This window comes from Novosphingobium sp., from assembly GCF_049240505.1.
Lineage (GTDB): Bacteria > Pseudomonadota > Alphaproteobacteria > Sphingomonadales > Sphingomonadaceae > Novosphingobium.
Genome location: NZ_JBMLSM010000009.1, coordinates 23,570 through 33,043, shown reverse-complemented (window position 1 = coordinate 33,043; position 9,474 = coordinate 23,570). Strand labels below are relative to the sequence as shown.

Annotated in this window: 11 protein-coding genes; 2 read left to right on the top strand and 9 right to left on the bottom strand. The window is 62.8% G+C overall.

Annotation, left to right across the window (positions count from 1 at the left end; genetic code table 11):
- From ACOVQ0_RS01195 to ACOVQ0_RS01185, 3 genes are all read right to left on the bottom strand, one after another.
- The coding region (locus ACOVQ0_RS01195; protein ID WP_421879060.1) for an arginyl-transferase family protein at positions 1-514 on the bottom strand (514 nt) is incomplete at its 3' end.
- 210 nt (positions 515-724) lie between these two features.
- Entirely contained in the window at positions 725-1,972 is a 1,248-nt protein-coding gene (locus tag ACOVQ0_RS01190; RefSeq protein WP_421879057.1) for a threonine ammonia-lyase, read from the bottom strand.
- A 65-nt stretch (positions 1,973-2,037) separates the two neighbouring features.
- Positions 2,038-2,415, bottom strand: coding sequence for a hypothetical protein (locus ACOVQ0_RS01185; protein WP_421879054.1), 378 nt, complete (start codon positions 2,413-2,415; stop codon positions 2,038-2,040).
- 85 nt (positions 2,416-2,500) lie between these two features.
- Here ACOVQ0_RS01185 and ACOVQ0_RS01180 point away from each other — a divergent pair, with 85 nt between their 5' ends.
- Together ACOVQ0_RS01180 and ACOVQ0_RS01175 are read left to right on the top strand one after the other, a co-directional pair.
- A complete protein-coding gene (locus tag ACOVQ0_RS01180) occupies positions 2,501-3,418 on the top strand; it encodes an NAD(P)-dependent oxidoreductase (protein WP_421879050.1) in 918 nt (305 codons plus the stop codon).
- A 5-nt stretch (positions 3,419-3,423) separates the two neighbouring features.
- The gene (locus ACOVQ0_RS01175; RefSeq protein WP_421879066.1) at positions 3,424-5,109 is read left to right on the top strand and encodes an amidohydrolase family protein; all 1,686 of its coding nucleotides are present in this window, start codon (positions 3,424-3,426) and stop codon (positions 5,107-5,109) included.
- 167 nt (positions 5,110-5,276) lie between these two features.
- On the opposite strand, the gene tatC is transcribed toward ACOVQ0_RS01175, so the two are convergent.
- Genes tatC through nagZ form a run of 6 tightly spaced genes read right to left on the bottom strand, consistent with a single transcriptional unit; the run spans position 5,277 to position 9,257 of the window.
- Positions 5,277-6,098 carry a twin-arginine translocase subunit TatC gene (gene tatC / locus ACOVQ0_RS01170; protein WP_421879047.1) on the bottom strand — a complete coding sequence of 274 codons (822 nt, stop codon included), beginning with the start codon at positions 6,096-6,098 and terminating at the stop codon, positions 5,277-5,279.
- Positions 6,095-6,499, bottom strand: coding sequence for a Sec-independent protein translocase protein TatB (tatB, locus tag ACOVQ0_RS01165; protein WP_421879043.1), 405 nt, complete (start codon positions 6,497-6,499; stop codon positions 6,095-6,097). Before tatB ends, tatC begins: the two co-directional genes overlap by 4 nt.
- Before the next feature lie 26 nt (positions 6,500-6,525).
- On the bottom strand, positions 6,526-6,765 hold the full coding sequence (locus ACOVQ0_RS01160; RefSeq protein WP_421879040.1) for a twin-arginine translocase TatA/TatE family subunit: 240 nt from the start codon (positions 6,763-6,765) through the stop codon (positions 6,526-6,528).
- Between the two features lie 52 nt (positions 6,766-6,817).
- Positions 6,818-7,426, bottom strand: coding sequence for an SMC-Scp complex subunit ScpB (gene scpB / locus ACOVQ0_RS01155; protein ID WP_421879037.1), 609 nt, complete (start codon positions 7,424-7,426; stop codon positions 6,818-6,820).
- On the bottom strand, positions 7,423-8,241 hold the full coding sequence (locus ACOVQ0_RS01150) for a segregation and condensation protein A (RefSeq protein ID WP_421879034.1): 819 nt from the start codon (positions 8,239-8,241) through the stop codon (positions 7,423-7,425). The genes scpB and ACOVQ0_RS01150 overlap by 4 nt, the downstream gene beginning before the upstream one ends.
- Positions 8,241-9,257: a beta-N-acetylhexosaminidase gene (nagZ, locus tag ACOVQ0_RS01145; RefSeq protein WP_421879031.1), complete on the bottom strand. Its 1,017-nt coding sequence runs from the start codon at positions 9,255-9,257 to the stop codon at positions 8,241-8,243. The genes ACOVQ0_RS01150 and nagZ overlap by 1 nt, the downstream gene beginning before the upstream one ends.
- Positions 9,258-9,474 lie beyond the last annotated feature (217 nt).

The window sequence follows — 9,474 nt, the reverse complement described above, 5'->3', positions numbered from 1 at the left end:
CATCGCCCTGCTCGTCGGTCAGACAGGCCCCTACCAGTCTTCCCGGCGAGCCGTCTACGGTTGGCTCCCTGTATTCAATCACATAACTCTTGACGGGCGTGTGCTCCACCATGTCCGCGAAATCCATCTCGTCCATAGCGGCCATCCCCCCGCCGGGATGGCGCACGGCGAGGTAACGCTGCAACAGTTCGAATTGTTCCGGCGTAGACCACGGCTTGCAGACATTCACTTCAAGATCGCGATTCCGCTTCCAGATGCGCTTCTGCGTGGAAGATGGCTGGAACGCTTCAGAGACGACCCTTACCGAAACGCAGGCCGTGCAATCAATGCAACTCGGGCGATAGGCCACCGTCTGGCTACGGCGGAAGCCGATGCGGCTAAGCGCATCGTTCAGCTCATCAGCATTCTGCCCCTTGAGTTCGGTAAACACCTTCCGTTCATTCCGCCCCGGCAGGTATGGGCACGGCGAAGGGCTGGTGACGAAGAAGCGGGGAAAGCGGACGGGCGCGGTCACGGCGTTGCGATTGCTCCTCAGGCCGGACTGTCCTGCCTGTCAGTAAGGAACATGCCCCAGCAGAAGCATTCGTAAAAGCCCCTTAACCATACCATCATCAGGGAATTTCCCCGGAAACCCTGCCGAAACGGCGGCAAAGCGCCAATCAATGCCGCCAGTCCGGTTACAGGACACTGCGCTTTCAAAAAGTTAACGCAGCGACAAACCGGATCAACCCAGTTCTACCTGCTCCACATCATATCCCTTGCCCCGCAGGCCTGCCACCAGCAGGTCGATCTGCTCACGATCGCGCGCCTCGCACTCGATCTCGGCCGTCAGTCCCTTGGCTGGAAGCGAAGTGAAGATGCGCTGGTGCCAAACTTCAAGGATGTTCACCTGATAGCGGTTGAACTCTTCCACCACCTTGAACAGCGCGCCGGGACGATCCTGCAATGTGATGCGCAACCGCCCCAGTCGCCCTGACCGCGCCAGATCGCGCAGCAGCACGTTGGCCAGCAAGCGCGTGTCGATATTGCCGCCGGTCAGCACCAGCCCGATCTTGCGCCCGGCAAAACGCTTCTTGTGCGTCATCAGCGCGGCAAGCCCCGCCGCGCCAGCGCCTTCGACCACGGTCTTTTCGATCTGCAGCAGCAGCGCCACCGCGCTTTCCAGCGCCGGTTCGCCCACCAGCACCACATCATCGACAATCTGGCCCAGCACAGCCGAGGTAAAGCTGCCCGGCTCCTTCACCGCAATGCCCTCGGCCAGCGTATCACCGCCGCAGGGCACTTCCAGATGCTTCAGCTTGGCGTACATCGATGGGAACAGCGATGCCTGAACGCCGACCAGCCCGATGGAAGGCTTCAGCGCACGTGCCGCCGTGCCCATGCCGGTCAGCAACCCGCCACCGCCGATAGGGATCACCAGCGCCTCAAGCTCGGGCACGTCTTCCAGCATTTCCAGCGCGACGGTGCCCTGCCCGGCGGCCACCTGCGGATCGTCGAACGGATGGACGAAGGTCAGCCCCAGTTGCCGCTCCATCGAACGCGCATGGGCATAGGCTTCGTCGAATGTCTCGCCCTCCAGCACCACATTGCCGCCCACGGCCTCGGTCTGCATGATCTTCACCGTCGGCGTCGTCTTGGGCATGACGATGGTAACGGGCACGCCCAGCCGCGTGCCATGATAGCTGAGGCCCTGCGCATGATTGCCAGCCGAAGCTGCAATCACGCCCCGCGCACGCTGTTCCTCGTCAAGCTGCAGCAGCGCATTCAGCGCGCCACGCTCCTTGTAAGCCGCAGTGAACTGCAGGTTTTCGAACTTGAGCCAGATTTCGGCCCCGGTAATCGCGCTCAATGTCTTGCTGTAGAGCGTCGGCGTGCGCACGACCTGCCCGGCAATCCGTTCCGCCGCCGCACGAACATCGGCGAGAGTCAGCAGGGCGTCCTGCGTTTCGGTCTTGAGCGCTATGTTTTCCATCGCCAGCGCCCTAACGGAAAGCGGCCTTCAAGAAAACCTCCGAGTGCCGGGCATTCTTTTCCGGGTCAGTCGGTTTCGCTTCGCCCGATCATCCGCCGGAACACCGCCACCGGCACCAGTGCGGCCATAATCGCCACCGTATCGGCCACCCAGTCCCGCCAGTCCGAATCGCGATAGAGCGAAGGAATGGCCTGGACCACTTCGATCCCCGCGCCCACCAGCGACAGCCAAAGCACCGCGCGCAGCAGCGGCAATCTTGGCCAGCCGATTCCGGCCAGCGCGGTCAGCGTAAAGAAGGCCAGCATATGCTGCACCTTGTCACCCAGATCTGGCCCCGGCAGTTGCGGCGGCTTGGGCAGCACGGCCATGACCAGTGCAAAGATCAGCGCAGGCCAGAACAAAAGCCGCGCGGCGCGGGAAAGCAGATGGAGCAATCGTTGCATCGCAGGCGCTTATGGTGCGCCGCAGAAGGACTCGCAAGGTGCCACAGGGCTGGCACCACGCCCGAAACCGGATATGAAGCACCGCATGACTGATGAAACCACGATCGCTTCACCCCGGAACGTTTCGTTCCTTGGCCTCGGCACGATGGGTGGCGCGATGGCCCGCCATCTGGGCAAGGCTGGCCACCATCTGACCATTTACAATCGCACGCCCGCGCGCGCCGAAGCATGGCAGGCCGCCCACCCCGGCCTTGCCGCCCGCGTGGCCGGCAGCCCGGCAGAAGCCGCCGATGGGGCGGATGTGGTGATCACCTGCGTTGGCAATGACGATGATCTGGCCGATGTCGTGCTCAGCCCCAATGGCGCATTTTCCACGCTCAAGCGCGGCGCGCTCTATATCGATCACACCACTGTTTCCGCCCGCATCGCCCGGCAGATCGCGGTCGAAGGACGCGACAAGGAACTGCTCTGCGTGGATGCGCCCGTCACCGGTGGCCAATCTGGCGCGGAAGCCGGAACGCTTGCCATCATGTGTGGCGGCAGCGCCAAGGCGGTTGACGCCGCTCGCCCGATCCTTGCCGCTTATGCCAAGCGCGTGGTTCATGTCGGCAAATCGGGCGCGGGGCAGACCGCCAAGATGGCCAATCAGATGTGCATTGCAGGCGCACTCGCTGGCCTTTCCGAAGCAATCCGCTTCGCGCAGATCGCCCACCTCGATCTCGACAAGGTGTTCGAAGCCATATCCGGCGGCGCAGCGCAATCCTGGCAGATGGACAACCGTTTCCACACGATGGCGAAGGACGAATTCGATTTCGGCTTTGCGGTGGACTGGATGCGCAAGGATCTGGGTCTTGCAATGGACGAAGCCCGCAACCTTGGCGCAAGCGTGCCGGTGACCGCGCTCGTAGATCAGTTCTATGTCGATGTGCAGGCGATGGGATATGGCCGTGAAGACACGAGCGCGCTGATCCGCCGCTTGCCGCACCGGAAGAGCAAGGCGTGAAATTGATGCGCTCCGCTCTGGCAGCACTGCTGCTCACCGCCTCTCCCGTAGCCCTTGCCGATACGCTGATCGATAACGTTTCAGGCCGCGCCATCGGCACAAACGGCCAGATCGAACAGTTCACCGGTCTGCTGTTCGACGATGCCGGCATGGTAAAGCGCGTGATCCGCAGCGGCGACAAGAAGCCGAAGCCACGCAGGGAATATCAGTACCATATCGATGGCAAGGGCCGCGTCATGCTGCCCGGCATGATTGATGCCCACGCTCATGTGATGGGCATGGGTTTCGCCGCTCTGAGCCTTGACCTGTCGGAAACCACCTCGTTCGCGCAGGCGCTGAACCTCATCGGCAAATTCGCAGCCGAACACCCGGACCGTCCGTGGATCGTCGGGCGCGGTTGGAATCAGGAAAAGTGGGGTCTGGGCCGCTTTCCCACGGCCGCTGAACTCGATGCCGTAACCGGTGACCGTCCTGTCTGGCTCGAACGGGTCGATGGCCACGCCGGATGGGCCAACAGTGCCGCGCTCAAGGCCGCAGGCGTAACCGCCGCCACGAAAGCCCCTGCAGGCGGCAGCATTGAACGAGGGCCGGATGGCGCACCATTGGGTGTTCTGGTCGATGCCGCGATGGAGCTCATCGCCGCAAAAGTGCCACCACCGCGCGCCGAAGACCGCGACGTAGCTTTCGCCACCGCGCAACAGATGTTGTTCAAGCGCGGCGTGACCGCCGTGGCTGACATGGGCACATCGATCGAGGACTGGCAGACCTACCGCCGCGCGGGCGATGCCAACCGGCTCTACGTGCGGGTCATGGCCTATGCGGCAGGCAATGATCAGATGACGCTGATCGGCGGTCCCGGCCCCTCGCCCTGGCTCTATCAGGACCGGTTGCGGCTGAACGGAGTTAAGCTCTATCTCGATGGCGCGCTGGGATCGCGCGGCGCTTGGCTCAAAGCACCTTATGCCGATGCTCCGGCCACGCGCGGGTTGCCGCAACTGAACCAGACCCAGCTTGGCAACCTGATGAGCCGCGCCGCGATGGACGGCTTTCAGATCGCCGTCCACGCCATCGGCGATGAAGCCAACGCCACGGTTATCGGCGCAATCAACGATTTGTCGGAAACCTACAAGGGTGACCGACGCTGGCGCGTGGAGCATGCCCAGATCGTCGATCCCAAGGACTTTGCGAAGTTCGCCAGAAGCGGGGCCGTCGCCTCGATGCAGCCCGTTCACCAGACCTCGGACCGCCTCATGGCCGAAGCACGGCTTGGGCCGGATCGCCTTGCGGGAGCCTATGCGTGGAAGTCTCTGAAATCGGCAGGCGTGCGTCTCGCCTTCGGATCGGACGCACCGGTAGAACTGGCCGATCCCTGGGCTGGCCTTGCCGCCGCGATCAGCCGTGAAGGACCGGATGGTCAACCCGCTGGCGGTTGGCAACCTCAGGAACGCCTTGCCCCGGCAGAAGCTCTATCGGCTTACACCGCCGATGCCGCATGGGCTGGCTTTGCCGAAAGCAAATTCGGTCGCCTAGCCCCCGGCCTGCGCGCGGATTTCGTGCTGGTGGATGTCGATCCGCTCACTGCCAGCGCCGCACAGGTCCGCGCCACGAAGGTCAGCGAAACGTGGATCGGTGGCGGGCGCGTATGGTCAGCGGAAGAGGGAACTGCCGCTGGCAAACCTGCAACGAATTAGGGACCAGGATTTTGGCGACTGTGCCACTTGCAGCGCGGGCGACGCAAACCCTCCCCGCTGCGACTAATCTCACCTTCGGTTCGATAAGTCTCGCTCCCCTCCCTTAAGGGAGGGGCCGGGGGTGGGTGTACAGCGGCAGATTTTGCAAACGGGATATTCGTCAAAAATCACGGAAGAAGCGGTGTCGCCTGCCCCGCAGCCATTTCCGCCGCCTTCTCCGCTTCTTCCTCGGCGCGGCGCTTGGCATCAGCCTTTTCGGTGAAGCGCATCAGGATCAGTGTTCCTTCGAACAGGAACAGCAGCGGGATCGCCAGCATCAGCTGCGAAACCACGTCTGGCGGGGTCGCCACGGTTGCCACCGCAAAGATGCCCACGATCACATAGCGCCGCGCCGTGACCAGTTGCGCCCGGCTGACAATGCCTGCCCGGTTTAGCAGCATCAGCAGCACCGGCAGCAGAAAGCTGATGCCGAACGCCAGAATGAACTGCATCACAAGGCTGAGATAGTCGCCTGTGCCCGGCAGCGCTTCCAGTTGCAGCCCGCCCTTGTTCCCTTCAAAACCGAGGAACCACTTGAACGCGGTTGGCATGACAATGAAGTAGGCAAGGCTTGCCCCCATCGTGAACAGGATCGGCGTGGCGAACAGGAACGGCAGAAACGCCCGCTTTTCTTTCGCGTACAGACCCGGCGCAACGAACGCCCAAAGCTGATTGGCGATAACCGGGAAGCTGACCAGAAATGCCGCAAACATCGACACCTTCAGCTCCACGAAGAACGCTTCGTAAAGCTTGGTGTAGATCAGCTTGCCCTGCCCCGGCGGAAAGGCATGGACCAGCGGCTGGGCAAGGATCGCAAAGATATCGTCGGCAAAATAGAAGCTTACCGCGAATGCAACCGCCAGCGCATAGACGCAGCGCAGCAACCGCGTGCGCAGTTCCAGCAGGTGATCGAGCAGCGGTGCCTGCGTTTCGTCGATATCGCGGATCATGGCTGCGATGCCTCCGGCTTCACTGGCTGCTCGGGCGGCATCGGCCCGACCATCACCGGATCAGACGCAGCAGTTGGCACATCCGAAGGTAACGGTGTCGGGAACGGATCGTTCTGGTCGGCGGCGGCATCAGGCGTTTGCCCTGCAGCAGCAGCGGCCTCTTGCGCCTCTGTTTCGCGCATGATCCGCTCGTTCTGCTCCTTCCACTTCTTCTCCATCTCTTCCATTTCCGCCTCGCGGATCATGGTTTCGATGCCAGCCTTGAAGTGGTTGGAAACGCGGCGCATTTTTGCCACCCAACGGCCTGCGGTGCGCAGGGCGAGCGGCAAGTCCTTCGGGCCGATCACCACGATCGCCACGATGACCAACACCAGAAGTTCGGACGCGCCGATATCGAACACGGCTATAGCGCCTTTATATCAGCGGGTTACTGGGCCTGATCGGTCGACGTCGGAGCAGGCGCTGGCGCGACGGGCGGCGGGGTCTGCTGCTGGATCTGGGCGGGCGGCGGCGTGACGGGCTTGTTGTCCTCGTCGTTCATACCCTGCTTGAAGCTTTTGATACCCTTGCCGAAATCGCCCATCATCTCGGAAATGCGGCCACGGCCAAAGAGGACCAGCACGACCAGCGCCAGCACGATAATGTGCGGAAGGGAAAGACCACCCATGTCACTAACTCCTTTGCGCCCCTAGATAGGGACGGCGCGCCCCACTTGCCAGCTATTCCGCACTTTCTTCGTCACGCGGAACAGCGTCTCCCGTGTCCGCATCATCGCCGCCCGTCAAGACGGCAAACGCCTCCTCGATGGGATCGAGCAGCCCAGCAGCGCGCAGTTCCTCGATTCCGGGCAGATCACGGCGTGATTGCAGGCCGAAATGCGTGAGAAATTCGGGGGTTGTCGCATAAATCGTAGGCCGCCCCGGAACTTCGCGCCGCCCGGCAATACGTATCCAGCCCGCCTCCAGCAGCACGTCCAGAGTGCCCTTTGCGGTCTGCACGCCGCGAATCGCTTCGATTTCGGCACGGCTGACGGGTTCGTGGTAGGCGACGATCGCAAGCGCCTCGGTTGCCGCGCGCGAAAGGCGTCTTGGCTCTTCCTTTTCGCGGCGCAGCAGGTGGGCCAGATCAGGGGCTGTCTGGAAGTGCCAGCGGCCTCCCCGCTCCACCAGATGGATGCCTCGGTGCGCGTAGGTGCATTTCAGTGCACTTAAGGATGCACGCACATCTGCCCCTTCCAGATGGGCAGAAATCTCTTGTTCCGTAAGGGGTTGCCCGGCCGCAAACAGCGTGGCCTCAACCGCGCGCTCAAGATCGTCAGGCTGCGTCATGCCGCTCGTCCTGAACCTGCCGAAGGAGCCGCCCTCAACATCAGCGGCCCGAATGCCTGATCCTGCGCGATTTCCGCCCTCCCCTGCTTGGCCAGTTCCAACGCCGCAAGGAAACTCGATGCGAGCGCCGATTTGCGCAGTTGGGGATCGCCATCAAGTGGCAGAAACGCCCGCAGATCGGTCCATTCCACCGCGACACCCAACATCTTCGCAACACGCGCCAGCGCTGCATCCAATGTCATCACCGCACGTTCGCGAACCATGTGGACCACTGGCTGATTGCGTTGCTTGATCGCGCCATAGGCTTGGATCAGCGAAAAAATATCGCATTTCCACAAGGCCTTGCGATCAACGCGCAGCCCCTCTGGCGCGCCCCGCACAAACACTTCACGCCCGATCCTGTCCCGCGCCATCAGCCGGGCGCCCGCCTCACGCATCGCGCCCAGCCTTTGCAGCCGCAACTGCAGCTTCAGCGCCAGTTCTTCGGGGCTTGGCTGCACTTCAGGATCACGCGGCAACAGCAGCAGCGATTTGAGATAGGCCAGCCACGCCGCCATCACCAGATAGTCAGCCGCCAGTTCCAGCTTCAGCGCCTTGGCCTGATCGATATAATCGAGATACTGGCCAACCAGTTCAAGTATTGAGATTTTCCGAAGGTCCACCTTCTGCCGCCGGGCCAGTTCCAGCAGCAGGTCGAGCGGGCCTTCCCAGCCATCAAGTTCCAGATAGAGCGCGGCGTCCCCACTTTTCGCAGACGCGACGCCACCCCATTCGGCCTCATCACCGAACAGCATGGGTTCGGCGAGATCATCCATCAGGCGAGGCTCAGCAATCGGTCGCGCGTGGCGAGCAGGGCGTGCTGCTGGCCAAGATCGGCAGGGCCATCGAAAGAAGCAGTCGGGGCGAGCGCACGTTCGAGCCGCTCCGCCGTCTTCGCGCTCATGGGGGCCAGCGCATTGGCGATGCCGACCATATCGTCCATCTTGGCCCAGCAATTCAAAGCAATGTCGCAACCCGCCGCTTGAGCGCGGGCGGCGCGATCGGGCACCGCACCACCCAGCGCCTGCATATCGAGATCGTCGGTCAGCAGCAGGCCGTCGAAACCGATGGACTTGCGGATGATCTCATCGATCACGAAAGGCGACAGCGTGGCAGGATTTTCCGCATCCCATGCGGTGAAGCGCAAGTGCCCGGTCATGCCGATGGTCGCGTCTTTCAGCGTGCGGAACGGCGCAAGGTCCGCCTCCAATTCCTCTGCCGTAGCGGTGACCAGCGGGGTTTCCTTGTGACTATCGACAAGCGAGCGCCCATGCCCCGGCATGTGCTTGACAACGCCCGCAATTCCCGCGCGCGCCAGGCCATCGAGCGTCGCCCGCCCCAGTGCGGCAACGCGCATCGGTTCGGTGCCGAACGCACGGTCCCCGATCACATCATGCGCTCCGGGTTGGCGCACATCGAGCAGGGGCAGGCAATCAACGCTGATCCCGGCCTGGGCCAGATCAAGCCCCAGCGCATGGGCATTCGCCCGTGCCGCCTCAATCGCGCTGGCGGGGGCGATTCCGTAAAGCCGGTCGAACGCTTCGCCGGGCGGATAGGGCAACCAGACCGGCGGTTTCATCCGCGCAACACGACCGCCCTCCTGATCGATGCAGATGAACGTGCGGTCCCGTCCGTGAAGGCTGCGCAAATCGTCGGTCAACGCGCGAACCTGTTCGCGGGTTTCGACGTTGCGACCGAAGAGGATGTATCCAGCAGGATCGCAATCGCGGAAAAACGCGCGTTCGTCGTCGGTCAGGACCGGGCCGGACAGGCCGAAGATGGCGGGTAGCATGGGGTTTGGTTCGCGCAGGCAAGCGGGTTTTGCAAGGGCGGTTGCGGCGAAGGTGGGGGAAAAGGCGGCGCGTTCCTGCCCCTCCGTCAGCCCTGCAGGCTGCCACCTTCCCATTTGCACTTCGTGAAAACGGGGAGGATTTGCTGATTGCTCCTCCCCATTTTTCCGCAGGACAAATGGGGAGGTGGGCGCGCCGTCAGGCGCGGTCGGAGGGGTT

Bases quoted from the DNA above. Each gene is read 5' to 3' on its own strand.
- ACOVQ0_RS01190 (WP_421879057.1), bottom strand. From the start codon at position 1,972: ATGGAAAACATAGCGCTCAAGACCGAAACGCAGGACGCCCTGCTGACT.
- ACOVQ0_RS01185 (WP_421879054.1), bottom strand. From the start codon at position 2,415: ATGCAACGATTGCTCCATCTGCTTTCCCGCGCCGCGCGGCTTTTGTTC.
- ACOVQ0_RS01180 (WP_421879050.1), top strand. From the start codon at position 2,501: ATGACTGATGAAACCACGATCGCTTCACCCCGGAACGTTTCGTTCCTT.
- ACOVQ0_RS01175 (WP_421879066.1), top strand. From the start codon at position 3,424: ATGCGCTCCGCTCTGGCAGCACTGCTGCTCACCGCCTCTCCCGTAGCC.
- tatC (WP_421879047.1), bottom strand. From the start codon at position 6,098: ATGATCCGCGATATCGACGAAACGCAGGCACCGCTGCTCGATCACCTG.
- ACOVQ0_RS01160 (WP_421879040.1), bottom strand. From the start codon at position 6,765: ATGGGTGGTCTTTCCCTTCCGCACATTATCGTGCTGGCGCTGGTCGTG.
- scpB (WP_421879037.1), bottom strand. From the start codon at position 7,426: ATGACGCAGCCTGACGATCTTGAGCGCGCGGTTGAGGCCACGCTGTTT.
- ACOVQ0_RS01150 (WP_421879034.1), bottom strand. From the start codon at position 8,241: ATGGATGATCTCGCCGAACCCATGCTGTTCGGTGATGAGGCCGAATGG.
- nagZ (WP_421879031.1), bottom strand. From the start codon at position 9,257: ATGCTACCCGCCATCTTCGGCCTGTCCGGCCCGGTCCTGACCGACGAC.